Origin of the sequence: Streptomyces sp. NPDC093065, from assembly GCF_044754585.1 — a bacterium.
In the GTDB taxonomy this organism is placed as follows: Bacteria; Actinomycetota; Actinomycetes; order Streptomycetales; family Streptomycetaceae; genus Streptomyces.
Window position 1 is genome coordinate 552656 of sequence record NZ_JBIVPJ010000001.1, and the last position, 25376, is coordinate 578031.

The window sequence follows — 25376 nt, forward strand, 5'->3', positions numbered from 1 at the left end:
TGACAACGCGTCTGCGCACGGACCCCGTTCGGTCTGTAGGACGCGCCCGGTCCCTCGTGCGTTGCCTCGCGCGCGTGGGCAGCGGATCAGTTGCCGGTGGCCACCGCTGCCTGCGGGCGGATCGGGAGGCGGTTGACCGGGCGTCCGGTGGCCGCGCGTACCGCGGAGGCGACGGCGGCCGGGGAGGCCACCACCGGGACGGCGCTGACCGCCTTGGCGCCGAAGGGGGCGACCACGTCGCGTTCCTCGACGAGCTTCACGATCCGGATGTCGGGGGTGTCGAGTGCCGTCGGGAGGGCGTAGCCGGTCAGGTCGGGGTGGCGGATCAGGCCGCGGGGGGTGCGGAGGTTCTCCGTCAGCGCGATTCCGACGCCCTGCGTGACGCCCGCCTCGATGCGGGCGGTCAGCTGGGCCGGGTTCAGGACGCGGCCCACGTCCTGGGCGACGGCCAGCTCCACGACCCGGACCGAGCCGATCTCGATGTCGACGTCGACCACCGCGCGGATCGCGCAGAAGGCCATGCCGACGAACGCGTCGCCCTGCCCGGCCTCGTCGAGCGGCTCCGTCGGGTGCGGGCGGCACTGGGCGGTCGCCCACAGTTCCTTGCCGTCCAGCGCCTCGGCGACCGTGGTCGACAGCACGCCGTCGTACGAGGTGATCTTGCCGTCGGCGATCTGGAGCAGCTCCGTGGACATGCCGAACTGGTGGGCCAGCGGCTGGAGGAGCTGGGTGCGGACCATCTTGGCCGCGCGTTCCACCGCGCCGCCCGACACCCAGGTGTGGCGGCCGCGGCAGCCCGGTCCGGCCGGGGGCTGGTCGGTGTCGACGGGGGCCACGTGGACCTCGTCCACGCCCAGGGTCTCCTGGACGATCTGCCGGGCCAGGGTCGTGAAGCCCTGGCCGGTCTCCACGGCCGCGCACAGCACCGTCGCCACGCCGTCCTGGACCTTCACGGTGGCCGTGGAGACCTCGTCGGCGCCCTCGGCACCCAGCATGTGCACCATGCCGATGCCGTAGCCCACGCCCCGGCGCACCGCGCCCGGTTCGCCCGCGCCCTCGGGGCCACCGGGCAGCAGCCACTCGTCCTCGGGCGTGTCCTTGGGCAGGGCGGGGAGGGGGAAGTCACGGACCGCCTGGAGGAGTTCGGCGACGGGGGCGGGACAGGTGACCGTCTGGCCGGTGGGGAGCACGTCGCCGGTGGCCAGGACGTTGCGCAGCCGCACCTCGGCCGGGTCCTGGCCCAGCTTCTTGGCGATCTTGTCCATCTGCGCCTCGTACGCGGCGCAGACCTGCATGGCGCCCTCGCCGCGCACATGGCCGGAGGGCGGGTTGTTGGTACGCACCGCCCAGCCCTCGATGAAGGCGTTGGGGACGACGTAGGGACCGCAGGCGAAGGCCACCGCGGCGGCCAGGGCGTCGGAGGAGGTGTCCGCGTAGGCGCCCGCGTCGAGCAGGATCTGCGCCTCGACCTTGACGACCCGGCCCTCGGCGTCCGCGTGGTGGCGGTAGCGCAGGAGCGTGGGGTGGCGGTGGGTGTGCCCGAGGAAGGACTCCTCGCGCGTGGCGGTCAGTTTCACCGGGCAGCCGGTCTTCAGCGCCAGCAGGCCGAGCGGCAGCTGGAAGCCCTGGTCCTCGCGGTCCGCGGTGGCGCCCGGCACCCCGGTGACGACGATCTTCACCTGTTCGGGCGACAGGCCGTAGCACGCGGCGGCGATGTCGCGGTCGCCGTGCGGGTCGGTGGAGGCCAGGTACAGCTCCACGCCGCCGTCGGGGCGCGGTACGGCGAGACCGGCCTCGGCTCCTATGGGCGCCGGGTCCTGGCGGCCGATGCGGTACAGGCCCTCGACGACGATCTCGCCGGCCGCCTCCGGGTCGCCGTGGCGCAGCGGGATGTGCCGGATCAGGTTGCCGTCGGGGTGCAGCGGCTCCGCCTCGAAGGCCTGCTCCGGGTCGGTCACCGGGTCGAGCAACTCGTACTCGACGATGACGGCGGCGGCGGCCATCCGCGCGGTGTCCGGGTGGTCGGCGGCGACGGCGGCGAGGGGCTCGCCGTGGTGGCGTACGACCTCGGAGGCGAAGACCGGGCGGTCGGCGTGGCCGCCGCGGCCGTGCAGGGGGGTGCCGGGCACGTCCTCATGGGTGACGACCGCCCGGACGCCGGGCATCTCGCGCGCGTGGGTGGTGTCGATGGACACGATGCGCGCGTGCGGGTGCGGTGAGCGCAGTACGGCCGCCCACAGCAGGCCCTCGGCCCACAGGTCGGCGGCGTACGGGAAGGTGCCCTCGGTCTTGGCGCGGGCGTCGGCGGGCGGCAGGGAGGCGCCGAGGCCGTGCGGGAGCGGCTCGGGGACGGGGGTGGCCGCCTCGGCGGTTCCCTCGGCCTCCGCAGTCGCGGCGTCGTTGCTCACGCGTGGCCTCCGTCCCGGCCGTGGGTGCCGTGGTCGCCGTAGGGCGGCCGGTCGTGCGGTCCTGTGGCGTCCCGTGTTCCCGGCGGTGGCTGGGGCCCGAACGCCGACGGGTTGACGCCGCCGGCGCCGGGTCCGGCCTGGTGCGGGATGCGGGGCTCGTCGGGGTCGGCGCCGGCCTGCGCCTCGTCGGCGTGCGCCTCGCGTTCGGCGACGACCTCCTGAACGGCCTCCAGGACACCCCGGTAGCCGGAGCAGCGGCACAGGTTGCCGCACAGCGCCTGGCGGGCCTCCAGCTCGGTCGGGGCCGGGTTGCCCTCCAGGAGGTTGTGCACGGTCATCGCCATGCCGGGCACGCAGAAGCCGCACTGCACCGCGCCGCGCCGGGCGAGCGCCCGCTGCACGTCCGAGGGCTGTCCGTCGGCGGCCAGACCCTCGACGGTACGCACCTCGCTGCCGGCCGCGGTCACGGCCGGGACCAGGCAGGAGGCGACGAGCCGTCCGTCGACCTGCACGTTGCAGGCGCCGCACTCGCCCTGCGAGCAGCCGTCCTTGGCGCCCGCGAGGCCGAGCCGCTCGCGCAGCACGTACAGCAGCGACTCGCCGATCCAGGCGTCGGTGACGGGCCGGTCGGCGCCGTTGACGCGCAGCACGTAGGAGGCGAGGGGGTGCTCCTCCTGCGGGCCGACGGGGGCCGGCGGCTCCTCGGCGGCGGGGGCGGCCCCGGGGTCGTCGGGGTCGGTACGGGTGTCGTCCGGGCCGGTACCGAGGTCGGCCGCGTCCGGGTCGGCGTCCGCGGGGCCGGTTCCGTGGCCGGCCGGGGCGTCGGGCCGGGGGCCTCCCCCGGGCTCGCGTCCGGGCTCCCGCGCGGGCTCGGGCCCGCCCTCCGGTCCGGCGGTCGGTGCCGGGCCCGTCACGGGGCCGTCGGCGGCCTCCGGGCCGGATCCGCCTCTCGCCTCCTCGCCGGGGCGCGCAGGGCGCTCTGCCGGGCCCTCAGGGGCCTCCTCGGCACCAACGGGCTCGCCGGTGACCGTCTCGGCCGCACGGACGGGCCCGGAGGCCGCCTCGACCGTGCCGTCTGCGGGGTCGGCGGGGTACGGGACTTCGTCGGGGGTGGGCGCGGGAGCGCCGCCGGCGGAGCCCAGCGGGCGCGGCCCCCCGTCGGAACCGGGGGCGTGCGGGCGCTCGGCGGAACCGGGCGCGTGCAGGCCCTCGGCGGGACGGGTCGGGTACGGACCGTCGGCGGAGCCGGGCGGACGCGGTCCCCCGTCATGACCCGGGCCGTACCCGTCCCCGTCAGAACCGGGGGCGTGCAGGCCCTCGGCGGGACCGGACGCGTGCGGGTGCGCGGAGGGGTGTTCCCCGCCGCCGGGTACGGGCCGTGCCGCGGCGTCGTCCCACGGCCGGCCGACGGGACGGGGCGACGGTGCGCGCCGCTCCTCGCGGGACCGTTCGCCGGAGTCCGGCCCGCTCTCGCCGGGGCCGTCGCCCCACGGCTGTCCGGCGGGCTGCGTGGCCCAGGGCGCGGGAGCGCCGCCGGGGAGGGTGGCCGGGGCACCGGTGCCCCACTGCTCGGCCAGGGACGACGTGGTGAACTCGCCCGACTCGTCCGGCAGGTCGCCGTCGGCCACGGGGATGGACCACTGCCCCGTCACGTCCTGGCCGGACGCGGGCGGACCCGCCTCGGCGCCCCGCTCGGCGTGCGGGGCCTGCGGACTCCGCGGAGTCTGCGAATGCTGCGGAGTCTGCGAGAAGTCCCACTGCCCGGTGGCCCCGGGCTGGTAGGCGAACCGGTCGTCCTGCCCGGGGACGCCCTGCCCGGCCTGCGTCCCGTAGGGCGCCGTCCCGCCGTACGGGTCCTGGTGGGCGGCGTACTCGTCGTACCCCTGGTGGGCGCCGGGCTCCTGACCCGCCTCCGGGGCCTGCCACTGGGCGCCGTCCACGGGCGCGGACGGTGCCGACGGTGCCGCCCAGGAGCCGGTGGCGGCCGGGTCGGTGCCCGCCGTGGTGGCGGACGTGACCGTGATCTGGGGCGGCACGTAGCCGTGCCCGGGTGCGGCGAGCGGGCTGTCGGAGGAGGCGAGGAGCGCGTCCACGCCGCCCTCGGGGAGCTTCACGAAGGCGGTGGCGCCGTCGTCGTAGTCGCCCTGGGGCAGCGGGTCCCAGCGTCCGCCGCTCGGCGGCGTGCCCCCCGCGTGCCGGTCGTCGTGCCGGGCGTCGTACTGATCGCCGTACTCGTCGCCGTGCTGGTCGTCGGTCACGACAGCGCCCTCCCCAGTGCTCGTCGGGCCAGCGCGGCGACGGTGCGCCGCAGGTGCAGTACGGCGGGCGGCAGCGGCGGCACGGAGCCGTCCTCGGCCGGGGCCTCGTCGGGGATGCAGGCCGCGGCGACGTACTCGCCGAAGCCTTGCAGCGCCTCCGGGACGACGGCGCGGCCGTTGTCCCAGTCGATGAGCGAGGCCACCCACTGCTCGGCCTCCAGGGGCCGCAGCGGCATCGGCGCGATGGCGCCCACCGCACACCGCACGCCGCGCCGGGCCGGGTCGAGGACCAGCGCCACGGAGGCCGTCGCGCGGCCGGGGCCGGTGCGGCCGGTCGCCTTCAGGAAGACCTGCGGCGCGTGCAGCAGCGGCACGCGCACGTAACCGATCAGCTCGCCCGCGCGGAGCATCTCCATGCCGGCCAGCAGGTGCGAGACCGGCACCTCCCGCCGGGCCCCGTCCGGGCCCGCGATGATCAGCGTCGCCTCCAGCGCGGCCAGCACCGGCAGCGCGTCCCCGGTGGGGGCGGCCGAGGCGATGTTGCCGCCCAGGGTGCCCGCGTTGCGGATCTGCGGCGGTCCCGCGGCGCGCGCGGCGGCGGCGAGCGCCGGGATGAGCGCGGCGAAGTCGGGGCGGCCCATGCGGGCGTGGGTGAGGCCCGCGCCGAGCAGCGCGTGCCCGTCCTGGTACTGCCAGCCGCGGATCTCGCTGATCCGGCCGAGGCCCACCAGCGCGGCGGGCCTGAGCTGGCCGGAGTTGACGGCCGCCATCAGGTCGGTGCCGCCCGCGACCGGAACGGCCGCGGGCATCGCCGCGAGCGCCGCCACGGCCTCGTCCAGTGTCGTGGGCAGCGTGACGGCCTGCGCGCCCTGCGGTGCGTGCGTGGTCAAACCGACTGCCCCTTCCCGCTGTCCCACCTGGTCCCGCCCATGTGGCCGTACGGTACGACCTGACAGGGCGGACGTGGCAACTCTGGCACATCTTCGCAGGGCCCGAACGCACGGGTCCGCTAGGAGGCATTCGCCCGCCTCGTCGGTGAGATGGTCCGTTTTCGCACGGGATCTCCGACGATCGGAGCTACGCGCGGTGCGCGCGAGTTGCCACTCTTCGGTGACGTTTAGGGGCGTTTCGCGTTCTGTGTTTTGTTATCCGGCGTTTCGTTGCGCGTCGTTTCGTCGTGCGTCAACCGTTCGGCGTTTTCCTACTTGTTCGGCGGCGGCCCGTCGATCGGCCGGCCGAGCACACCGGGCCGCCGCTGCCAGGGCAGCGGGCCGGCGGGCGGCCGGTAGCCGACGCCCAGCGCGTCGAGACGCCGGTAGTGGGCGGTCATCCGCCGTTCGAAGGCGGCGTAGTCCCGGTCGGCCGGGGCCGGCAGGGCGCTCCAGGCGACCTCGGCGAAGGCGGCGAGCCTCGGGAACACCTGGTAGTCCACGCGTCCCTGGTTCTCCATCACCTCGCTCCACACGTTCGCCTGGGTGCCGATCACGTGTCCGGATTCGTCCGGTGTCAGTTCCGCCGGAACCGGCTCGAACCGGTAGACGTCCTCCAGGGTGCGCACGAAGCCGATCGGTACGGGTTCGTCCTCGCCCGGGGCCTGCCGGTGGTCCAGGTACACCTGCTGCTCGGGGCACATCACGACGTCGTGGCCCGCGCGCGCGGCGGCGACCCCGCCGGCGTAACCGCGCCAGGAGGCCACGGCCGCGCCCTTGGCCAGTCCGCCCTCCAGGATCTCGTCCCAGCCGATGAGCCGGCGCCCGCGTCCGGTGAGCCAGGTGTCGAAGTGCTGGATGATCCAGGCCTGGAGTTCGTCCTCGTCGGCCAGGGCGAGTTCCCGGATGCGCGCCTGCGCGGTGGCCGAGTCGCGCCACTGCTCCTTCGGGCATTCGTCGCCGCCGATGTGGACGAACTCCGAGGGGAAAAGCTCCAGGAGTTCCTCGAACACGCCCTCGTAGAAGCGCAGCACGGCCTCCGTGGGGGCGAGTACGTTCGGGGAGACGCCCCAGGTGTCCCAGACGGAGAGCGCGGTGGTGTCGATCACGTCCGTGTTGCCGAGTTCGGGATACGCGGCGATGGCGGCCTGCGAGTGTCCGGGTACGTCGATTTCGGGGACGACGGTGATGTGCCGTTCGGCGGCGTAGGCGACGATCTCCCGGATGTCGTCCTGGGTGTAGTAACCGCCGTGGGGTTTGTCCTCCCACAGCGGTGAGGCGCGGTGGCCGTATTTCGTGCGCGACCGCCAGGAGCCCGTCTCGGTGAGCTTCGGGTGGCGTTTGATCTCGACCCGCCAGCCCTGGTCGTCCGTCAGGTGGAAGTGCAGGACGTTGAGTTTGTGCGCGGCCATCAGGTCCAGGTAGCGCAGGACGCCGTCCTTGGGCATGAAGTGCCTGGCGACGTCCAGCATCAGGCCGCGCCAGCGGAACCGGGGCGCGTCCTCGACGCGGAGCAGCGGCAGCCGCCATCGGCGGTCGGGCAGCGGTGCCCGCCGGAAGGCGTCCGGGCCGACCAGCTGGCGCAGGGTCTGGGCGCCCCAGAAGAGGCCGGCCGGGTCGCCGCCGGTAAGGTGCACGCCTTCCGGTGCGACGACGAGGCGGTAGCCCTCCTCGGGCAGTCCGGCGTCGAGGGCCAGCCGGACGGCCCCGCCACCACCGCCCGCCGCCGGCGCCAGCGGCAGACCGGTGGCGGCGCCCAGTGCGGCGCGCAGCCAGCGCTCGGTGCGCTCGGTGCCCTCGCCGGCCACCAGAGCGGTGTCCGGGCCGAGGTCGAAGAAGGCGTCCTCCTGGGACGAGACCTGCTGTGGCTGGGGGAGAACGTCGGTCACGTCAGTCCTTTACCGCTCCGCCGAGGCCGGAGACGAGTCGTCGTTGTACGAGTACGAAGAAGACCAGCACCGGAATCGTCATCACCGTGGAGGCGGCCATGACGCCGCCCCAGTCGGGATCGTCCGGCTTGTAGAAGACCAGCAGCGCCATCGGCAGCGTCGACTGGGAAGTGTCGCTGATGATGAACGACTTGGCGAACAGGAAGTCGTTCCAGGTCGAGATGAAGGAGAAGACGCTGGTGGCCACCAGCCCCGGGAGAACCAGCGGGAAGAGGATCTGCCACAGAAAGCGCGCCCGGCTCGCCCCGTCGATGTAGGCGGCCTCCTCCAGAGCCTCCGGCACGGCTTTCACAAAGCCCCGCAGCATCCATATCGCGAACGGCAGCGAGAAGGCGATGTGCGGCAGGATCAGCGAACCCAGCGTGTTCAGCTGGCCGAAGTCCCGCATGAGGAAGAACAGCGGGATGGTGAGCGCCTCCACGGGCACCATCTGGGCCACCAGGAACATGATGAGCAGGGTGGTCCGGAATCGGAACCGGAAACGCGTCACCGCGGTCGCCGCGAGGAACGCGATGAACGCCGAGGCGATCACGACGCATCCCGCGACGATCAGGCTGTTGAGAAAGTAGCGGCCGAATTCCTGCTGTTCGAAGACGCGCCGGAAGGAGTCCAGCGAGGGGGTCAGCGTCCAGGGCCGGGGCTCGCTCGACTCGATCTCCCCGGCCGGTTTGAAGGCGCTCAGCACCATCCAGTAGAGCGGGAAGGCGACCACCACGGCGATCAGCAGCGCGGACGCCTCTGCCGCGAGCCGCCACGGACGGCGCACACGCGCGCGCGGAAGATTCACAGCTCCTCCCCCTGGCGGCGCAGCAGCCGCAGGTAGACCAGCGTCACGGCGAGCAGGATCAGCAGCATGACGACGCCGATCGCGGAGCCGAGGCTGTACTGCGAGGACGCGAAGGCCTTCTGATAGGCGTAGACGTTGAGGACGAGGTTCTGGCCGGCGATGCCGCCGCCGTTGGTCATGACGTAGATCTGGGTGAAGACCTTGAAGTCCCAGATGACCGACTGGATGGTGACGACCACCAGGATCGGCCGGAGCATCGGCGCGAGCACCGAGCGCCAGATCCGCCACTGGGACGCCCCGTCGAGCGCGGCGGCCTCCAGCACCTCGGACGGCACGGCCCGGATCCCGGCGTAGACGGTCACCATGACGAACGGGAAGGAGCACCAGACGACTTCGAGCAGTACGAGCAGGAAGGCGCTGTAGCGCCCGTACGTCCACGAGTGGTCGCCGAGGCCCAGCATCCGGTTGACCGGCCCGAAGTCCGGGTCGAACAGCAGCAGCCACACCGTCGACCCGGTGACCGCCGGTGTCGCCCACGCGCCCAGCCCCGCCAGCATCAGCGCCAGCCGCGGCACGGCCCGCACCCGCGTGAGAAGCACGGCGAGCGCACACCCTACGGCCAGCGTCGAGACGACACAGGCGGCGGCGAACACGACGGTGGCGAGCAGCACCCGCCAGAACTCCCCGTCCCCGAACAGCTCGGCATAGTTCCCGAACCCCTGAAAGGTCGTCGGCTCCCCACCGGACACCTGGGCCTGCGTGTACTCCAGAAAGGAGATCAGCCCGAGCTGATAGACGGGGTAGACGAGCAGCCCGCCGAGGACGACCAGAGCGGGCGCGAGATATATCCAAGGAGTGGCGGAGGAGCCCCCGAAGGGGCGCGGGGAACTGCGCGACAAGCCACGACGGCGCCGCACCCGCCACCGAACCGCACCCCCCGAGCTCATAGGCGAACCCGTCATCCGGCGGAGCCGAACGCGTCGTCCATCTTCTTGGCCGCGTCCCCCGCGGCAGCGCCCACGTCCTTCTTGCCGCTGACCACCTCCTGGAACATCGTCGGCAGCACCTGCGAGGAGTCGATCGTCGCCCAGGCGGGAGAGGCCGGGACGAACTTCGTGCCCGCGGCGAGCGTGTCGACGAACGGCTTCACGAACGGCTCCCTGGCCGCGACCTGCTGCCGTACGTCCGCGAAGGTCGGCAGGAAGCCCATCGCGTCGAACAGTTCGCCCTGCGCCTTCTTCGACGCGAGCCGCTTCATCAGGTCGACGGCGAGGGTGCGGTGCGAGGTGCTCTTCAGAACACCGATGTTGTTGCCGCCCGCGAAGGCGGGGGCGATGGAGCCGGACTCGACGCCGGGCAGCGGCACGACCGCGTACTTGCCCTTCACCTTGCCCGCCTCCACGGCCTGGTGGCTGAAGTCGCCGCCGATGGCCATGGCCGCCTTGCCGGACGCGAAGGCGGTGACGGTGTCGTTGCCGCCCATGCCGGCGCACTTGGCGGCGGGGCAGTTGCCGTCCCCGAACAGGGACGTGTACGCCTTGATGCCCTTCTGTGCGGCGGCGCTGTCGACGGCGGAGGCGTAGGAGCCGCCCTTGCCGGTGGCGAGTTCGCCGCCATTGGCCCAGATGAAGGGCATCGCGCCGTAGGTGTAGGCGCCGCCGACGGCTATGCCGTAGAGGTCGGGCTTCGCGGCGTGCACCTGCTTGGCGGTGGACGCCAGTCCGTCGAGCGACTCGGGCGCCTTGAGGCCCAGTTCGTCGAAGACGTCGGTGCGGTAGTACAGGGCGCGGACGCCGACGAAGTAGGGGGCGCCGTAGACCTTTCCGTCCACGGTGACGGACTGGCGGGCGGTGGGGTCCGCGTCCTTGGCCTCGTCCCAGGCGGCGAAGTCCTCGGTCACGTCGGCGAGTCCGCCGTCCTTCACGTAGCCGGCGGTGTCGGTGTTGCCGAACTCGATGACGTCGGGGGCGGACTTCGGGTCGTTGAAGGCGGCCTTGATGCGCTGGGCGCGGGTCTCGACCGGGATGTACTCGACGGTGACCTCGGTGTTCTCGTGCGCCTTCCCGAAGTCGGCGAGAACCGCTTCGACGACCTTCTCCTTCGGCTTGTTGTTGACCTCCTGGAACAGCCAGACGCGCAGCGTGCCGCTCTTCTCGTCCTTGCCGGAGGAGGAGTTGTCGGACGTCTGGGGTGCGCAGGCGGTCGCGGCGACGACGGCCGCGGCCAGCAGTACGGCCAAGCGGGGGGCGAGCTTCATGGAGTCTTTCCTCCGGGCGTGCGTTGCAACATATGCAATGACGGTTTCGCTCTGCACAACACCCAGGAGCGTAGGGAGACATGAACCCGTCCACAAGAGGTCTGAACCAGTTCGTAAACCTCTTCGTCAACCAGCCGTGACGCCCGAAGGCCCCCGGAGTGCGCGCGGGCACACTCCGGGGGCCTTCGGGAAGTTCTAAGAGGTCCGTACGGACACAGGCGCTACTTCTTGTCGCCGCCCTTGCCCTCGTCCCCGCCGCCGCTCATGGACTCGTAGATCTCCTTGCACATGGGGCACACGGGGTACTTCTTCGGATCGCGGCCCGGCACCCAGACCTTGCCGCACAGCGCCACGACGGGGGTGCCGTCGAGGGCGCTCGCCATGATCTTGTCCTTCTGGACGTAATGCGCGAAGCGCTCGTGGTCGCCGTCGCCGTGGGACGTCTGCGGCGTCGGCTCGACGAGGGTTCCCGTACCTGTCCCGCGCTCGGGCTCGAGAGTGCTCATAACCGCCAAGGGTACTGAAGCTCACACGCTTCAGTTGAGCGACGGGTCGTCCGGGTACGTCGCCACCATCGCCAGGTCGCCCCGCTGGCGGCGCAGCACCTCGCGCCAGAGTCTCTCGGGGAACGGCGAGGAGACGTCGCCGGGCTCCGACTCGACCACGTACCAGGCGCCCTCGGTCAGCTCGTCCTCCAGCTGGCCGGGTCCCCAGCCCGCGTACCCGGCGAAGATCCGCAGGGCGCCCACGGCGGACGCCAGCAGCTCCGGCGGCGCCTCCAGGTCGACCAGGCCGATCGCGCCGTGCACCCGGCGCCAGCCCAGCGGCGCGCGCTCGCCGGACGCCCCGCCGGGGACGACGGCGACGCCGAGGGCCGAGTCCAGCGAGACCGGGCCGCCCTGGAAGACGACGCCCGGCTCGCCCGCCAGGTCCGCCCAGTCCTCCAGGATGTCGCCCACGTCGACCGGCGTGGGCCGGTTGAGGACGACACCCAGGGAGCCCTCCTCGTCGTGGTCGAGAAGGAGCACCACCGCACGCTCGAAGTTCGGGTCCGCCAGGGCGGGCGTTGCCACGAGCAGCCGCCCCGTGAGCGAGGACACCTCGGTCATGCCAGACATGATCCCGCATGTTCCCCTCCCGTGGGGAGGCAATCGGAGGCACGGGGGTGAACACGCACCCGCGCACGCTCTTGGATCGTGACCCCCTGTACGCGCCGGTGAACACGGCGTGTTGTGACAAATCCATGACGTTCTCCGACCGTGCGGAGGCGCCATGAAGGGGGGTACAAGACGATTACCCTTTCCCTTCTGGCCCCTGCCCAACCCCACGGAACGCGAGATTCATGACCGTCAACGGCGCTGATGACGTACTGCTTGTCCACGGCGGAACCCCGCTGGAGGGCGAGATCCGGGTCCGCGGTGCGAAGAACCTCGTGCCGAAGGCCATGGTGGCCGCCCTGCTGGGCAGTGCGCCGAGCCGGCTGCGCAATGTGCCGGACATCCGCGACGTGCGGGTCGTACGCGGACTGCTGCAACTGCACGGGGTGACCGTCCGGCCGGGTGAGGAGCCCGGCGAGCTGGTGATGGACCCCTCCCACGTGGAGAGCGCGAACGTCGCCGACATCGATGCCCACGCGGGCTCGTCGCGCATCCCGATCCTGTTCTGCGGCCCGCTGCTGCACCGCCTCGGGCACGCCTTCATCCCGGGTCTGGGCGGCTGCGACATCGGCGGCCGGCCCATCGACTTCCACTTCGAGGTGCTGCGGCAGTTCGGCGCGAAGATCGAGAAGCGGGCGGACGGCCAGTATCTGGAGGCTCCGCAGCGGCTGCGCGGCACGAAGATCCGGCTGCCGTACCCGTCCGTCGGCGCCACCGAGCAGGTCCTGCTGACCGCCGTGCTCGCCGAGGGCGTCACGGAGCTGTCCAACGCGGCCGTGGAGCCCGAGATCGAGGACCTGATCTGCGTCCTGCAGAAAATGGGCGCGATCATCGCCATGGACACCGACCGCACCATCCGCGTCACCGGCGTGGACGAGCTGGGCGGCTACACCCACCGTGCCCTCTCGGACCGCCTGGAGGCCGCCTCCTGGGCCTCCGCGGCGCTGGCCACCGAGGGCAACGTGTACGTCCGCGGGGCCCAGCAGCGCTCGATGATGACGTTCCTGAACACCTTCCGGAAGGTCGGCGGCGCCTTCGAGATCGACGACGAGGGCATCCGCTTCTGGCACCCGGGCGGCCGGCTGAAGTCCATCGCCCTGGAGACGGACGTGCACCCCGGCTTCCAGACGGACTGGCAGCAGCCCCTGGTGGTCGCCCTGACCCAGGCCACGGGCCTGTCCATCGTCCACGAGACGGTCTACGAGTCCCGGCTGGGCTTCACCTCGGCGCTCAACCAGATGGGCGCCCACATCCAGCTCTACCGCGAGTGCCTGGGCGGCTCGGACTGCCGCTTCGGCCAGCGCAACTTCCTGCACTCGGCCGTCGTCTCGGGGCCGACCAAGCTGGAGGGCGCCGACCTGGTCATCCCCGACCTGCGCGGCGGCTTCTCGTACCTGATCGCCGCCCTCGCGGCCCAGGGCACCTCCCGGGTCCACGGCATCGACCTGATCAACCGCGGCTACGAGAACTTCATGGACAAGCTCGTGGAGCTCGGCGCGAAGGTGGAGCTCCCGGGCAAGGCCCTGGGCTGAACCTCTGCGAGAACGCCGATGGGGCGGTCACCCGAGTCCGGGTGACCGCCCCATCGGCGTTGAGTGGAACGCCCCTGCAAGGGGCGCGGGGAACTGCGCGACCAGCCACACCCGGCCCGCAGCCGCGAAACGACCGCATCCCGAACGAACGATCCGCGCAGCCCCCGGCACTCCAAGCGGAGCGATTACTTGCCCTTGGCGGCTTCCTTGAGCTTGGAGCCCGCGGAGACCTTGACGCTGTAGCCGGCCGGAATCTGGATCGGCTCGCCGGTCTGCGGGTTGCGGGCGGTGCGAGCGGCACGGTGGGTGCGCTCGAAGGTCAGGAAGCCGGGGATGGTGACCTTCTCGTCGCCCTTGGAGACGATGTCGCCGACAACCTCGGCGAACGCGGCCAGCACGGCGTCGGCGTCCTTGCGGGTCACCTCGGCGCGGTCGGCCAGCGCGGCCACCAGCTCACTGCGGTTCATGTTGTTACTCCCGTGTTCTACTTGCCGTTGAGGCGTGCCACGCGGCGGAGCCGCACATTGGGCACAGCGATGCCGATGCTGCCAGGGCCCTCTGACATTCCCCGGACCCGGGTCGGTCGTCAGGCCCTCGCGCCCAGGGAGGCATCCTGCCTCCACCTGCGGCGGTAAAGCCAATCCGGCACCCCCAGGAGGTCGTGAGAACACCCTTGGGAGTCACACGCCGAGAGGGCCTGAGCCTTGCGCAACCCTAGAGGGCGATCCGAGGCCCGACATCCCGCGACGCGCCGGAGGGGCGGCCCGCCGTGGTGATCCTCACCACCACGCCACGAGCCGCCTTCCCCGGCCGGGGGAAACTACGCCACCACTCCGGCGGCCTTCGCCGCCTCCCGCACGGCGCCCGCGACGGCACCGGCGACCTTGTCGTTGAAGACGCTCGGGATGATGTAGTTCGGGTTGATCTCGTCCTCGGTCACCACGTCCGCGAGGGCGTGCGCGGCGGCGAGCATCATCTCGGTGTTGACGGTGCGGGACTGGGCGTCCAGCAGACCGCGGAACACACCGGGGAAGACCAGCACGTTGTTGATCTGGTTCGGGAAGTCGGAACGGCCGGTGGCGACGACCGCGGCCGTCTCGCGGGCCACCGCCGGGTCGACCTCGGGGTCCGGGTTCGCGAGCGCGAACACGATCGCACCTTCGGCCATGGCCGCCACGTCCGCGCCGTCGAGGACGTTGGGGGCGGAGACGCCGATGAAGACGTCGGCGCCGTGCACGGCCTCCTTGAGGGTGCCGGTGAGGCCCTCGGGGTTGGTGTTGTCGGCGATCCAGCGCAGCGCGGACTCCGGGGCGGCGTCGACCAGGTCGGCGCGGCCGGCGTGCACGACGCCGTGGATGTCGGCGACGACGGCGTTCTTGACGCCCGCGGCCAGCAGCAGCTTCAGGATGGCCGTACCGGCGGCGCCGGCGCCGGACATGACGACCCGTACGTTCTCGATCGGCTTGTCCACCACGCGCAGGGCGTTGGTGAGCGCGGCGAGGACGACGATGGCGGTGCCGTGCTGGTCGTCGTGGAAGACGGGGATGTCCAGGGCCTCGCGCAGCCGGGCCTCGATCTCGAAGCAGCGGGGGGCGGAGATGTCCTCGAGGTTGATGCCCGCGAAGCCCGGGGCGATGGCCTTGACGATCTCGACGATCGCGTCGGTGTCCTGGGTGTCCAGGCAGAGCGGCCAGGCGTCGATGCCCGCGAACCGCTTGAACAGGGCCGCCTTGCCCTCCATCACCGGCAGCGCGGCCTTCGGGCCGATGTTGCCGAGGCCCAGCACGGCGGAGCCGTCCGTCACGACCGCAACGGAGTTGCGCTTGATGGTCAGGCGCCGGGCGTCCTCGGGGTTCTCGGCGATCGCCATGCAGACGCGGGCCACGCCGGGCGTGTAAACCATGGACAGGTCGTCGCGGTTGCGGATGGGGTGCTTGGACGCCATCTCGATCTTGCCGCCGAGGTGCATGAGGAAGGTACGGTCGGAGACCTTGCCCAGGCTGACGCCCTCGATGCCGCGCAGCTGCTCCACGATCTCGTCGGCGTGGGAGGTCGAGCCGGCCGCGATGGTGACGTCGATGCGGAGCTTGTCGTGGCCGGAGGCCGTGACGTCGAGGCCGGTGACCGAGCCGCCGGCGGACTCCACCGCGGTGGTGAGCTGCGAGACGGCGGTTCCGCCCGCGGGCACCTCCAGTCGGACCGTCATCGAGTAGGAGACGCTGGGCGCCGTTGCCATGGCCGACTTCCTCTGCTTTCACCGTGTTACTGGGTTGTGCCGTCCGATCGTCGCACCTACCACCGAGTACGCGGTAGCCGCCCCGGATTGCGAACTTTTTGTTCGCTCCGTTTTCGGAAAACGACTTCCACCATACGAGAATGAGCCCGTCGGGGGAAGGGGTCACCGGAAGACACGGAGGGGGCGGGTTCCGATCGCCGGAGGAACCCGCGGGACGGGAATTGTCTTGCGGGGATCGTTTGTTACCTTGGACGTGGCACCGGCTCGATCCAAGCCCCCGGGCCCAACCATCGTCGCTACGAGCGACCACTTGCCGCGAGGCGAGCATGGCGGGTCGGTGCCACTTGAACGGGAGGAGAGGCCCGCGCCGTCCGACGGCGCGGGCCTCTCGCACGTTCGCACCCCGTGCGCTCAGTCGCGCAGCAGGTCGGGCACCCCCGAGGCGTCCGGCTCGTCCCGCTCGCAGGAGACGACCGTCAGCTGCTGCGTGGCCCGGGTCAGGGCGACGTACAGCACGCGCAGTCCGGCGGGCGACTCGTCGGCGATCTCGGCCGGGGAGACGACGACCGTGGCGTCGTACTCCAGGCCCTTCGCCTCCAGGCTGCCCAGCGCCACCACGCGGTCGCCGAGCCCGGCCAGCCAGCGCCGGGCCTCCTCGCGCCGGTTCATGGCGACCACGACGCCCACGGTGCCGTCGACGAGGCCGAGCAGCCGGGCCGCCTCCGCGCGGACCGTCCGCGCGAGGGAGTCCTCCACCACCGCGAAACGCGGCCGCACGCCGGTCGAGCGCACGGCCGACGGTGACCGCGAGCCGGGCATGGCCAGGGCGAGGACCCTCGCCGCCAGCTCGGCGATCTCGGCCGGGTTGCGGTAGTTCACGGTCAGCTCGAAGCGGCGGCGCGGCCTGGTGCCCAGGGCCTCGTCACGGGCGGCGGCGGCCTCGTCGGGGTCGGACCAGGAGGACTGGGCCGGGTCGCCGACGACCGTCCAGGTGGCGTGCCGGCCGCGGCGGCCGACCATTCGCCACTGCATGGGCGTGAGGTCCTGTGCCTCGTCGACGATGACGTGGGCGTACTCGGTGCGCTCCTGGGCCAGGCGCTCGGCACGCTCCCACTGCGTCTCCTCGCGCTGCGGCATCAGCTCCTCCAGGCCGGTGAGCTGGTCCAGCGGATCCTGCTCGCGCCGCTTGCGGGGGCGGGCCGGGGTGCCGACGATCGCCTGGAGCTCGTCGAGCAGGGCGACGTCGTGCACGGAGTGGCCCTCGCGCCGCAGCGAACGGGCCACCTTGCGGACCTCGCCCGCGTTCAGCACGCGCCGCGCCCAGCGCCCCAGGCGGCGCTCGTCCGACATGGCCGCCAGCACGGCGCCCGGGGTCAGCTCGGGCCACCAGGCGTCGAGGAAGGCGATGAAGGGGTCCTCGGAGCTGACGTCCTCGTCGAAGGACGAGCGCAGCTCGGCGGCCAGCTCGGGGTCGGTGTGCCGGGCCCCGGCGCCGGACTTCTCCCACAGGGCGTCCAGGAGCAGTCGTCGGGCGCGGGGGCGCAGCAGGTTGACGGGCGCGGTGCCGCCGAGGACGGTGCGGCGGATGCCGTCCAGCTCCCCGGCCTCCAGTTCGAGGCGGCGGCCGAAGGCGACGACCCGGAGCAGGGTCGGCGAGCCGGCCGGTTCGAGCGCTCCGCGCGCGGCCTTGCGCAGCACCTTGAGCATGCGGGAGGAGCCCTTGGCGCGGGCGGTGGCCGGGGAGTCGTACAGCGTGGCCTCCGCGCCGTCGACCAGGGAACCGATCGCGCGGATGGCGACCTGGCCCTCCTCGCCGAGGGAGGGCAGCACGCCCTCGGTGTACGCCACGAGCAGCGGCGTCGGCGAGACGATGAGGATGCCGCCCGCGTACCGGCGCCGGTCCTGGTAGAGCAGGTACGCCGCCCGGTGCAGCGCGACGGCGGTCTTGCCGGTGCCGGGGCCGCCCTCGACGTAGGTCACGGAGGCGGCGGGGGCGCGGATCACCTGGTCCTGCTCCGCCTGGATGGAGGCCACGATGTCCCGCATGGAGTGCGTGCGGGCCTGGCCGAGCGCGGCCATCAGGGCGCCGTCGCCGACGACGGCCAGCTCCTCGCCGTCCAGGCGGGCCGTGATCTCGGGCCGCATCAGGTCGTCCTCGACGCCGAGGACGCGCCGGCCCTTGGAGCGGATCACCCGGCGGCGCACGACCCGGCCCGGGTCGACCGGCGTGGACCGGTAGAAGGGCGCGGCGGCGGGCGCCCGCCAGTCGATGACCAGCGGGGCGTAGTCCTCGTCCAGGACGCCGATGCGGCCGATGTGCAGGGTCTCGGCGATGTCGGCGGTGCCGTCGGGCCCGAGGGCGCCCTCGGCGGGCTCGACCGCCGTGTACGCGCCGTCCGGGCCCTTCTTGCCGTCCTTGCCGAGCAGCAGGTCGATGCGGCCGAACAGGAAGTCCTCGAACTCGTTGTTCAGGCGGTTCAGGTGGATGCCGGCCCGGAAGACCTGCGCGTCGCGCTCGGCGAGGGCGCCGGGCGTGCCGACGTGGCCGCGCTGGGCGGCGTCGTGCATGAGGAACTCCGCCTCGTGGATCTTCTCCTCGAGGCGTCGGTACACCCGGTCGAGGTGTGCCTGTTCCACGTCGATCTCTCGGTCGCGTACGGAGTCCTCCCGCGCGGAGTCCCCCCGTACGGGGTCGTGCTCCGAGTCGACCGCTGAATCCTGTTGAGCCTGTGCGGCCACCGGGCCCCCTTCTGACGTGCTGGGCAGCCGTCAAAAATACGCCAAGGGGGCCCGGGAAGCCACGGCGCGCCCGGAGCGGGCTACGCGTCGACCTCCACCAGTCGCTTCCCGTCGAAGGTCATGACCTCGAAGTGGGAGATCTGGTTGGGTTCGAAGGCGGCGCCGCCGTGCACGTAGAGCGGCTTCTTGGCCTTCTCCGTGGTGGCGTCCGGGATGCCGTAGCCCCAGTCGGGGACCGTCCAGGAGCTGAGGGTCTCCCGCTCGCCGTTCTTGCCGACGGCCACCAGGGAGCACTTCTGGGGGCCCTTGAGGTTCTTCAGCTCCAGGACCGTCTCGGTGCCCCAGGCCTTCTTCTCCAGCGCCACGGTCGCGCTGACCTGCGTGGCCGGGTCGGTGGCGGTGACCCGGTCCGGCATGGCGGCGAACGCGGACTCCGCGGGGCTCGCGGCCTGCTGCGACGCCTCGGCCCTGCGGCCGCCGCCGTCGTCACCGCCGCCTCCCGCGCCGCCCGTGGTCGCCACGGCGGCGAACGGGCCGCCGATGATCAGCGCGGCCGCGGTGCCCACCAGGTAGAAGTTGCGGCGGCGCTTGCTCGCACGGCGTTCGGCGACCTCGTCGACGAGCTTCTCCGAGAGCCGCGGGCCGGGCTTCACGGTGAGCGACTCGGCGATCTCGGGCGTACCGGTGCCCGGCAGGTCGGCCAGCGCGGCCATGATCGGCTCCATGCCGGCCAGTTCGTCGAGCTGCTGGGCGCACCACTCGCAGGTGGCGAGGTGTGCCTCGAAGGCCGTCGCCTCGGCGTCGTCGAGGATTCCGAGGGCGTAGGCGCCGACGGTCTCGTGCTCGTTCGGCGCCGGTGTTCCCTGCATGGGGACAGGATTACCCGTGTCCCCCGGGCCGAATCCCCCGCCGAATCCGTGAGTTCCCCCGTACTCGCTCATCACGCCGTCACCCCCCGCTCCTCCAGTGCCAGCTTCATCGAACGCAGGGCGTAGAACACCCGGGAGCGAACGGTGCCGCTGGGTATGCCCAGTGTCTGCGCCGCCTCATTGACGGTACGCCCCTTGAAGTACGTCTCGACGAGAACCTCCCGGTGGGCCGGGGTCAGGTCGTCGAGCGCGTCCGACAGCGTCATCAGCCACAGCGCCTTGTCGATCTCGTCCTCCGCGGGGATGACCTCCAGCGGCGACGGATCGACCTCCTGCGGCCGGGCCTGCCGGCTGCGGTGGCCGTCGATGACGATGCGCCGGGCGACCGTCACCAGCCAGGGGCGTACCGATCCGGTCGCACGGTTGAGCTGACCGGCGTTCTTCCAGGCACGTATGAGCGTCTCCTGGACGACGTCCTCGGCGCGCTGGCGGTCCCCCGCGACCAGCCGCAGCACGTAGGCCAGCAAGGGGCCGGCGTGCTCGCGGTACAGCGCGCGCATCAGCTCCTCGTCGGGTTCCGAGGACGACTGCGACATGCGATGTCGGGCCCTCGCACCACGTTCATTGGCCACGACGGAATCCTTGCGCACGCCCACCTCCGATGTCCGGGGGTTCCCCCAGTCGGTCGCTCGCCCATTCGGTACGGACGCGAAGTGCGGCGTGTTCAAAACGAGATGAAAGATTTCTCGGAGCGGTGTGACGAACGGGGCGCGAGGGTACCTACGGGTACTTACCGAGCCAGGGCGGCGCGGCGCCGGTGCCGGGCGACGCGCTCCCGGTTGCCGCAGACCTCGCTGGAGCACCAGCGCCGGCGGCGGCCGCGGGAGGTGTCGACGTACACGATGGGGCAGTTGTCGCCGGCGCACTGCCTCAGGCCCGCCCGCGCGACGGGGTCGGTGAGCAGTTCCACCGCGTCCCGGGCGAGGGCGCCGAGCAGCGCCGCGCACCGCGGCGGTCCGGTCAGCTCCCGCACCAGTGCGCCGTCCTCGCCGGGCACCGCGCGGGGCGCGGGGGGTGCGGCCAGGGCGAGTTCGTTGACGCGGGCGAGCGCGAGGTCGTACGCGCGGGCCGGGGGCGCCGGCCGGGTGCGGACCAACCGCGCGGTCTCGCCGCGCAGTTCGCGGAAGCCGGTCAGCCAGGTGGGGTCGGCGTGGGCCAGCGGAGTGCCGGGCGGGACGAGTCCGGAGCCGGTGATCCAGGCGCGCAGCGCGTCCAGCGAGCCGAGGCGTTCCACGGGGTGGGTGGTGGCGATGAGGTCCAGGCAGATCCGCCCGGTGTCGAAGCGCAGCTCGTACGGGTCGGTGGCCGTGCCCAGTGCCATGTTCCTGTCACCGCCTTGAGTTGCCCGGTGGGGCGGGCCGGAGAGGGGAGCAGGGGAACCGCTCCCTCTACAGTGCCTGCCCGTCCCCGCGCCCGGAACCCCTCGTACCGCTCCCGCGTGGACGCTCACGCATGCGCCCGCGCGTCCGGGCCATGTCCGGTGCGCCGCAGCGCGCGTTGACTGGACGCATGACAGACATCAACGGGGAACGGCGGTCCCGCACCGCCGGTGGAGTGCTGGTCGCGGCCACGGTCGCCGCGGGCCTGATGGCCGGGACCTTCTACGTCTTCGCCTGTGCCGTGATGCCGGCGCTGGCGCGCAGCGACAACCGCGTGTACGTCGACGTGATGCGCGACATCAACGACGTGATCGAGAACCCGGTGTTCCTGCTGGTCTTCATGGGCGCGCTCGTCCTCGCGGGCGTCGCGGGGTGGCAGTCGCGCGGCCGGCCGGGCCGCTGGTGGGTCTGGGCGGGAGCGACGGCCTACGCGCTCGCCTTCCTGGTCACCGTGGGCGGCAACGTGCCCCTCAACGACGCCCTCGCACGGCCCGGCGATCCGGCGGCGCTGCGCGAACGGTTCGAGGACGCGTGGGTGGCCTGGAACGTCGTACGCGCCGTACTGTCGACGGTGGCGACGGCCTGCCTGGCCACGGGCCTGGCGCCCTGGGGACGGCGGACACGATCGACCCCGCTGCCGCCGCGACGCCCTACGGCGTCGCACGGGACGCCCCACCCGACCGGCCGGTGAACGCCGGGTCCCCGGCAGGCGCACCCCGGCCCCGGGCACCCGTACGGCCGGCGAACACCCGGCGTCCCGCACGCACGGCACCGGCGAACCGGCGGAGGGCGTCGCCGGGCCGGGGCACCCGCCGGACGACCGGCCGCCCCGTGGCCCGGACGGGGGTGCGCGGCAGCGGCACGGCGACCAGGAGAGAGCCGCCGCGAACACGGGGAGCAGCCGGGACCGCCCGGCCGCCCACGCACCCGGCACCCGGCACCCGGCACCCGGCACCCGAAGACCGCGTCGCTCACGCCCAACCCGGGCTGTCCGGGAGCCGCGGTCTCGTGGTGGACGTCGCGCCGCTCATGCGTCCGCGCCCGCACGGGGGGGGCGGGGTCAGTCGGTCGTGTACTTGGCGTCCGTCGCCGGGTCCAGGGCGAGGCGGTAGCCGCGTTTGACCACCGTCTGGATCAGCTTCGGGGTGCCGAGGGACGTGCGCAGGCGGGCCATGGCCGTCTCGACGGCGTGTTCGTCGCGGCCGGTGCCCGGCAGGGCGCGCAGCAGCTCCGCGCGGGGCACGACCCAGCCGGGCCGCCGGGCGAGGGTGCGCAGCAGGGACATGCCGGCCGGCGGCACGGTCCGCAGCTCCCCGTCGACGAGCACCGCGTGACCGCGGATCTCCAGCCGGTGCCCGGCTACCGGCAGGGCACCGGCGCGGGCCGGCAGCTCCTGGCACAGCAGCTGGACGAGGGGCCCGAGCCGGAAGCGCTCGGGGTGGACCGTGTCGACGCCGTGCGCCTGGAGCGCCACCGCGGTGACCGGTCCCACGCAGGCGGGCAGCACGTCGTGACCGAACGCGGCGAGCAGCTCCGGCAGCATGCCCCGCTCTCCGGCCCGGCCCAGCAGGGAGACCGCGGCGGGCGCGCTGGTGAAGGTCACGGCGTCCACGCCCCGCGACACCGCGGCGTCCAGCAGCCGGTCCACGGGGCCGAGGTCCTCCGGCGGCAGCCACCGGTACACGGGGACCCCCAGCACCTCGGCGCCGCCCTCCCGCAGCGCCTCCACGAAGCCCGGCAACGGCTCACCGTGCAGCTGTACGGCGATCCGGCGGCCCGCCACGCCTTCCTCCAGGAGCCGGTCGAGCACCTCGGCCATGGACTCGGAGGCGGGAGACCACCGTTCCGTCAGTCCCGCGGCCCGCACCGCGCCCTTGACCTTGGGCCCGCGGGCCAGCAGCTCCACCGTGCGCAGCCGCTCCAGCAGGGCGCCGCCGAGCCCCCAGCCGTCGGCGGCCTCGATCCAGCCCCGGAACCCGATGGCGGTGGTGGCGACGACGACGTCCGGCGCCCGGTCGACGATTCCCTTGGTGGCGGCCATCAGCTCGCTGTCGTCGGCGAGCGGCACGATCCGCAGCGCCGGGGCGTGCAGGACGGCGGCTCCGCGCCGCTGGAGCAGCGCGCCCAGTTCGTCGGCCCGGCGGGCGGCGGTCACGCCCACGGTGAACCCGGCCAGGGGCCCGTGGTCGGCCCGCCGCACTCCGCCGTCCGCGTCGCCCACGTCGCTCACGTCGTCCATCGCTCGCCGCGCTCCGTTCCGTTCGCACCCACGTGCACAGTCACGTGGCGACCGAGCCTGTCAACCGTGCGTGACGGGCCCGGTTCCACCTCATGTCACCAGTGTTACGTCACACCTCCGCATGACTGAGCCGCCTCCCCGTCTCCGCCGCCCCCACCCGCGTACCGCCGCGCACGGCGGGACGGCGAAGGTATACCGCCCATGTCACGACGATGCACAGGGCGTAGAAGCCCAGGAAGGCGACGAAGGCACCGGTGCCCGAGCCGGAGGAGAGGAAGGACTGCCGGAAGGCGAGGTTGATCCCGACGCCCCCCAGACCGCCCACCGCACCGATCAGCCCCATCGACGCGCCCGACAGGCGCCGCCCGTGCCGCACGGCCTCCTCGTCCGTCAGCCCCCGGGCCAGCGCCTTGGCGTGGAAGATGCCCGGGACCATCTTGAACGTCGAGCCGTTCCCGAGTCCACTGAGCACGAACAGCGCCACGAACACGGGTACGAACAAGGCCAGTGACCTCTGCATGCCGGCCACGACGAGGACCGAGGTGGCCGCGGCCATCGCGACGAAGTTCCACAGGGTGATCCGCGAACCCCCGTACCGGTCGGCGAGCCTGCCGCCCAGGGGACGGACCAGGGAACCGAGCAGCGGGCCGACGAACGTGAGGTACGCCGCCTGGAGCGGCGTCCGCCCGAACTGGGTCGTCAGTACCTGTCCGAAGGCGAAGCTGTAGCCGATGAAGGAACCGAAGGTGCCGACGTACAGCACCGACATGATCCAGGTGTGGGCTTCCCCGGCGGCGTCCTTGGCCGCTCCGGTGTCGTTCTTCACGGTGGTGAGGTTGTCCATGAAGCGCGCGGCCAGGACCACGGCGACGAGGATCAGCGGGATGTAGACGCCGAGCAGCACCCGAGGGCCTCCGGAGGCCCCGATGACCGCGAGCGCGACGAGTTGGACGACCGGCACTCCGACGTTGCCGCCGCCGGCGTTGAGGCCCAGCGCCCACCCCTTCTCCCTGAGCGGGAAGAAGGTGTTGATGTTGGTCATGGAGGAGGCGAAGTTGCCGCCCCCGATCCCGGCCAGCAGCCCGACCAGCAGGAACGTCGAGAAGGACGTCCCGGGCTCCATCACGACGAAGGCCGCGAGCGTCGGGACGAGGAGCATGCCCGCCGAGACGACCGTCCAGTTGCGGCCGCCGAAGACCGCGACGGCGAAGGTGTACGGCACCCGCACGACGGCACCGACCAGGGTCACCACGGACGTCAGCAGGAACTTGTCGGCCGGTGTCAGCCCGTACTCCGGGCCCATGAAGAGCACCAGCACCGACCACAGCGTCCAGACGGAGAACCCGATGTGCTCGGCGAGGACGGAGAAGAGCAGGTTCCGCCGGGCCGTTCGCCGCCCCGTCTCCTTCCAGAAGGTCTCGTTCTCGGGATCCCAGTACTCGATCCAGCGTCCGCCACGGGCTTTCATCGCGCCTCCACGGTGCTCCACAGCTCGGTGGCAGCGACGCTAGGCAGGACGCGTTTCGGGCCGGTGGGGCTGTGGATGACCGGGAGGGAACGTCGCTCTCACCCGGCACGGACACGGGGTGAGAGATCGCGGTCAGCCCTGCGGGGGCTGGGGCTGCCAGTGCGGGTTCTGCTGCGGGTGCCCCTGCGGCGGGTACGGCTGCTGCGGCTGCGAAGGCGGGTACGGCTGCTGCTGCGGGGCGTACGGCTGCGGGGCCTGCTGCGGCGGGTAGGGCTGCTGGACCTGCGGGGGCGCGTAGGGCTGCGGGGCGTACGGCTGCGGCGGCTGCGGCGGTGCGTAGTACGGCTGCTGCGGCTGGGCGGCGTACTGGCCGGGGGCCGGCTGTCCGTAGCCGCCGGGCGCGGCGCCGAACGGGTTGCCGTGCCCCGGCAGCTGTCCGCCGGGCGGCAGGTACCGCACCCGTCCCGTCTCGTCGGCCATCGGCACGAAGCCGGCGGCCTGCAACCGGGCGGCGAACTTGGCGTTGCGCCCCCGGGTGACGAGGAAGCCGATGCCCAGGGCCGCCATGAGGACCAGCCAGATGATCCCGGAGAGGACGAAGTCGTCGGACGAACCGCCCTCGCGGTAGGCGAGGACCACACACGCGACGGTGCCGCCGAGCGCGCCGTAGCCCATGTTCTTCTGGGCGTTCTTGCCGGTGAGGTCGAAGTTGATCCGGGCCTTCAGGAGTTCGAAGGCGTCCGGCACCAGCGGCGGCAGGGACACGCCGTCGCCGGCGTTCGGGTACTGCGCCCAGTTCTGCGCGGCCCGGGTGCGGGCCTGCGGGGCGGGGTCGGGGACCAGCAGCATGGTGAGCGCGGCATTGTTCCCGCCGCTCTGGCGGACGTCGGCGTACTCGTACCCGAACTGCTGGGCGACGAAGGCGAGCTTGGCGAGCTTCTTCACCGAGGACATCCGGCTGGTGAGCTGGACCGGCTCCCCGCTCGCCATCAACTGCAGCATCTTCTGCGTCTGCCGCTTGCTCATCCCGCTGCTCCCCCTGATCGGCTCACGCCACCCTGTTCACTCCCGCAACCGGGGCAGTCTCGCACGGAGGGCCGACACACGTC

At 72.6% G+C, this 25376-nt stretch carries 20 protein-coding genes; 2 read left to right on the forward strand and 18 right to left on the reverse strand.

Annotated elements, in window-relative coordinates; genetic code table 11:
* Positions 1-86: 86 nt before the first annotated feature.
* The 9 genes from ACIQFU_RS02415 to ACIQFU_RS02455 all read right to left on the reverse strand — a co-directional run bounded on the left by ACIQFU_RS02415 (position 87) and on the right by ACIQFU_RS02455 (position 11697).
* Positions 87-2408 carry a xanthine dehydrogenase family protein molybdopterin-binding subunit gene (locus ACIQFU_RS02415; RefSeq protein WP_402548379.1) on the reverse strand — a complete coding sequence of 774 codons (2322 nt, stop codon included), beginning with the start codon at positions 2406-2408 and terminating at the stop codon, positions 87-89.
* Entirely contained in the window at positions 2405-4666 is a 2262-nt protein-coding gene (locus ACIQFU_RS02420) for a 2Fe-2S iron-sulfur cluster-binding protein (protein WP_402548380.1), read from the reverse strand. Before ACIQFU_RS02420 ends, ACIQFU_RS02415 begins: the two co-directional genes overlap by 4 nt.
* Positions 4663-5556, reverse strand: coding sequence for an FAD binding domain-containing protein (locus ACIQFU_RS02425; RefSeq protein ID WP_402548381.1), 894 nt, complete (start codon positions 5554-5556; stop codon positions 4663-4665). Before ACIQFU_RS02425 ends, ACIQFU_RS02420 begins: the two co-directional genes overlap by 4 nt.
* Before the next feature lie 311 nt (positions 5557-5867).
* Entirely contained in the window at positions 5868-7484 is a 1617-nt protein-coding gene (locus ACIQFU_RS02430) for a beta-N-acetylhexosaminidase (protein ID WP_402548382.1), read from the reverse strand.
* A gap of 1 nt (position 7485) precedes the next feature.
* A complete protein-coding gene (locus tag ACIQFU_RS02435; protein ID WP_402548384.1) occupies positions 7486-8331 on the reverse strand; it encodes a carbohydrate ABC transporter permease in 846 nt (281 codons plus the stop codon).
* Positions 8328-9293 carry a carbohydrate ABC transporter permease gene (locus tag ACIQFU_RS02440; RefSeq protein WP_402548387.1) on the reverse strand — a complete coding sequence of 322 codons (966 nt, stop codon included), beginning with the start codon at positions 9291-9293 and terminating at the stop codon, positions 8328-8330. Before ACIQFU_RS02440 ends, ACIQFU_RS02435 begins: the two co-directional genes overlap by 4 nt.
* A complete protein-coding gene (locus ACIQFU_RS02445) occupies positions 9290-10588 on the reverse strand; it encodes an extracellular solute-binding protein (RefSeq protein WP_402548388.1) in 1299 nt (432 codons plus the stop codon). The genes ACIQFU_RS02440 and ACIQFU_RS02445 overlap by 4 nt, the downstream gene beginning before the upstream one ends.
* Before the next feature lie 221 nt (positions 10589-10809).
* Positions 10810-11094: a DUF3039 domain-containing protein gene (locus tag ACIQFU_RS02450; RefSeq protein ID WP_030402030.1), complete on the reverse strand. Its 285-nt coding sequence runs from the start codon at positions 11092-11094 to the stop codon at positions 10810-10812.
* Between the two features lie 30 nt (positions 11095-11124).
* Complete coding sequence (locus tag ACIQFU_RS02455) at positions 11125-11697, reverse strand: YqgE/AlgH family protein (RefSeq protein WP_042826249.1); 573 nt, start codon at positions 11695-11697, stop codon at positions 11125-11127.
* A 233-nt stretch (positions 11698-11930) separates the two neighbouring features.
* Here ACIQFU_RS02455 and murA point away from each other — a divergent pair, with 233 nt between their 5' ends.
* Positions 11931-13277 (forward strand): UDP-N-acetylglucosamine 1-carboxyvinyltransferase, encoded by a 1347-nt coding sequence (murA, locus tag ACIQFU_RS02460; RefSeq protein WP_007450161.1) that lies wholly within the window; start codon positions 11931-11933, stop codon positions 13275-13277.
* Positions 13278-13462: 185 nt separating this feature from the next.
* Here murA and ACIQFU_RS02465 read toward each other — a convergent pair whose 3' ends face one another.
* The 6 genes from ACIQFU_RS02465 to ACIQFU_RS02490 form a co-directional block, all read right to left on the reverse strand.
* A complete protein-coding gene (locus ACIQFU_RS02465; RefSeq protein ID WP_003950507.1) occupies positions 13463-13744 on the reverse strand; it encodes an HU family DNA-binding protein in 282 nt (93 codons plus the stop codon).
* Between the two features lie 353 nt (positions 13745-14097).
* On the reverse strand, positions 14098-15513 hold the full coding sequence (locus ACIQFU_RS02470; protein WP_402548389.1) for an NAD-dependent malic enzyme: 1416 nt from the start codon (positions 15511-15513) through the stop codon (positions 14098-14100).
* Between the two features lie 411 nt (positions 15514-15924).
* Positions 15925-18252, reverse strand: coding sequence for a HelD family protein (locus ACIQFU_RS02475; RefSeq protein ID WP_402548390.1), 2328 nt, complete (start codon positions 18250-18252; stop codon positions 15925-15927).
* 80 nt (positions 18253-18332) lie between these two features.
* On the reverse strand, positions 18333-19121 hold the full coding sequence (rsuA, locus tag ACIQFU_RS02480; RefSeq protein ID WP_402548391.1) for an anti-sigma U factor RsuA: 789 nt from the start codon (positions 19119-19121) through the stop codon (positions 18333-18335).
* 71 nt (positions 19122-19192) lie between these two features.
* Complete coding sequence (locus ACIQFU_RS02485) at positions 19193-19717, reverse strand: sigma-70 family RNA polymerase sigma factor (RefSeq protein WP_007450155.1); 525 nt, start codon at positions 19715-19717, stop codon at positions 19193-19195.
* A gap of 194 nt (positions 19718-19911) precedes the next feature.
* A complete protein-coding gene (locus tag ACIQFU_RS02490) occupies positions 19912-20502 on the reverse strand; it encodes a CGNR zinc finger domain-containing protein (RefSeq protein WP_402548392.1) in 591 nt (196 codons plus the stop codon).
* A gap of 188 nt (positions 20503-20690) precedes the next feature.
* On the opposite strand from ACIQFU_RS02490, the gene ACIQFU_RS02495 reads away from it, so the two are divergent.
* Positions 20691-21251 carry a DUF1772 domain-containing protein gene (locus tag ACIQFU_RS02495; RefSeq protein WP_402548393.1) on the forward strand — a complete coding sequence of 187 codons (561 nt, stop codon included), beginning with the start codon at positions 20691-20693 and terminating at the stop codon, positions 21249-21251.
* Positions 21252-21620: 369 nt separating this feature from the next.
* Here ACIQFU_RS02495 and ACIQFU_RS02500 read toward each other — a convergent pair whose 3' ends face one another.
* The 3 genes from ACIQFU_RS02500 to ACIQFU_RS02510 form a co-directional block, all read right to left on the reverse strand.
* Entirely contained in the window at positions 21621-22799 is a 1179-nt protein-coding gene (locus tag ACIQFU_RS02500) for a uroporphyrinogen-III synthase (protein WP_402548395.1), read from the reverse strand.
* A 109-nt stretch (positions 22800-22908) separates the two neighbouring features.
* Complete coding sequence (locus ACIQFU_RS02505; protein WP_402548396.1) at positions 22909-24267, reverse strand: NarK family nitrate/nitrite MFS transporter; 1359 nt, start codon at positions 24265-24267, stop codon at positions 22909-22911.
* A gap of 132 nt (positions 24268-24399) precedes the next feature.
* Positions 24400-25293: a hypothetical protein gene (locus ACIQFU_RS02510; RefSeq protein WP_402548397.1), complete on the reverse strand. Its 894-nt coding sequence runs from the start codon at positions 25291-25293 to the stop codon at positions 24400-24402.
* Between the last annotated feature and the right edge of the window lie 83 nt (positions 25294-25376).

Coding starts and splice junctions, on each gene's coding strand:
- ACIQFU_RS02485 (WP_007450155.1), bottom strand. CDS start 19,717: ATGTCGCAGTCGTCCTCGGAACCCGACGAGGAGCTGATGCGCGCGCTG.
- ACIQFU_RS02470 (WP_402548389.1), bottom strand. CDS start 15,513: ATGGCAACGGCGCCCAGCGTCTCCTACTCGATGACGGTCCGACTGGAG.
- ACIQFU_RS02455 (WP_042826249.1), bottom strand. CDS start 11,697: ATGACCGAGGTGTCCTCGCTCACGGGGCGGCTGCTCGTGGCAACGCCC.
- ACIQFU_RS02510 (WP_402548397.1), bottom strand. CDS start 25,293: ATGAGCAAGCGGCAGACGCAGAAGATGCTGCAGTTGATGGCGAGCGGG.
- ACIQFU_RS02450 (WP_030402030.1), bottom strand. CDS start 11,094: ATGAGCACTCTCGAGCCCGAGCGCGGGACAGGTACGGGAACCCTCGTC.
- rsuA (WP_402548391.1), bottom strand. CDS start 19,121: ATGCAGGGAACACCGGCGCCGAACGAGCACGAGACCGTCGGCGCCTAC.
- ACIQFU_RS02440 (WP_402548387.1), bottom strand. CDS start 9,293: ATGACGGGTTCGCCTATGAGCTCGGGGGGTGCGGTTCGGTGGCGGGTG.
- murA (WP_007450161.1), top strand. CDS start 11,931: ATGACCGTCAACGGCGCTGATGACGTACTGCTTGTCCACGGCGGAACC.
- ACIQFU_RS02490 (WP_402548392.1), bottom strand. CDS start 20,502: ATGGCACTGGGCACGGCCACCGACCCGTACGAGCTGCGCTTCGACACC.
- ACIQFU_RS02500 (WP_402548395.1), bottom strand. CDS start 22,799: ATGGACGACGTGAGCGACGTGGGCGACGCGGACGGCGGAGTGCGGCGG.
- ACIQFU_RS02495 (WP_402548393.1), top strand. CDS start 20,691: ATGACAGACATCAACGGGGAACGGCGGTCCCGCACCGCCGGTGGAGTG.
- ACIQFU_RS02445 (WP_402548388.1), bottom strand. CDS start 10,588: ATGAAGCTCGCCCCCCGCTTGGCCGTACTGCTGGCCGCGGCCGTCGTC.
- ACIQFU_RS02465 (WP_003950507.1), bottom strand. CDS start 13,744: ATGAACCGCAGTGAGCTGGTGGCCGCGCTGGCCGACCGCGCCGAGGTG.
- ACIQFU_RS02505 (WP_402548396.1), bottom strand. CDS start 24,267: ATGAAAGCCCGTGGCGGACGCTGGATCGAGTACTGGGATCCCGAGAAC.